At 43.8% G+C, this 735-nt stretch carries 1 protein-coding gene; it reads right to left on the minus strand.

Annotated features, from left to right (window positions below):
* Positions 1-116: 116 nt before the first annotated feature.
* On the minus strand, positions 117-596 hold the full coding sequence (folA, locus tag R7Z77_RS25355; protein WP_318137045.1) for a type 3 dihydrofolate reductase: 480 nt from the start codon (positions 594-596) through the stop codon (positions 117-119).
* Positions 597-735 lie beyond the last annotated feature (139 nt).

Genomic DNA, 735 nt, shown 5'->3' on the forward strand with positions numbered 1-735 from the left:
TTGGGAAGACAAGCAAGTCTTCACTCAAGACGCTCTCAGTTAACGGCTCTGATTACCGGACAAGAAAACAAAAAAGCACCGTATTTGCGGTGCTTTTCTTATTAGGCTCAATTTGATTATTTTTCTAAAATCGTAAAACGCATGCTATAAGCGTTTTTCTCATCCGCTTGGTAGGTTTCAGAATATGTCTCTTTGAACTCATTACCCCAGTCTGGGAACTGTGTGTCACCTTCAACTACAGCATCAATATGTGTAACGTACAGTTTATTTGCCATCGCTAAACAAGAAGCGTAGATAGCACCACCACCAATGATCATTAGTTCTTCAACATCACCCGCAGCCTCTAACGCTTTTTCAACTGAAGTCACCGTCGTAACGCCTTCAATACTCAATGATTCATCTCGGCTAATGACAATATTCAAACGTCCTGGCAAAGGGCGACCAATTGAATCGTAAGTCTTTCTTCCCATTACGACGGGCTTCCCCATCGTACAACGTTTAAACCAAGCAAAATCCGCAGGAAGATGCCAAGGCATTTGATTATCTTTGCCAATAACGCGGTTGTCTGCCATCGCGGCAATCATACTAATGATCATGTCGGGTCCTTATACTATCGGTCTGCGGCGGTAGAATAACAGCCCAGGAACTGCGAGGCCAACTGCTAGACCAGCAATAATAAACATGGCTTTAAGAAAGTTCTCCATGCAGGTCGCAATTAACTCTGGCGAGTAACCC

It is taken from the genome of Vibrio sp. 1401 (assembly GCF_033340295.1).